General features: G+C 47.5%; 1 pseudogene. It reads right to left on the minus strand.

Annotated features, from left to right (window positions below):
- Positions 1-265, minus strand: a pseudogene (locus AB4585_RS25970) (ABC transporter ATP-binding protein); the annotation flags it as partial.

Below are 265 nucleotides of genomic sequence, written 5' to 3' on the forward strand. Positions count from 1 at the left end.
GTCGGGAGCTTCTCATGAATACTACGACTAGGATCAGGCACTGCTGCCAGCAGTAGCTGTGTATAAGGGTGCTGCGGGTTCTGCGTAATATCTTCAGTAGAACCCCACTCCACCATATGACCGCAATAGAGCACAACTGTATCTTCGGCGAAGTAACGTGCTGTCGCGATATCATGAGTGATGTACATGAAGGCCTTGCCCATTTCATGTTTCATCTTGTTCATTAAATTAAGCACGCCAATACGGATTGACACGTCCAGCATAG

This window comes from Vibrio sp. 10N.222.49.C9 (assembly GCF_041474985.1).
GTDB lineage: Bacteria > Pseudomonadota > Gammaproteobacteria > Enterobacterales > Vibrionaceae > Vibrio > Vibrio crassostreae_C.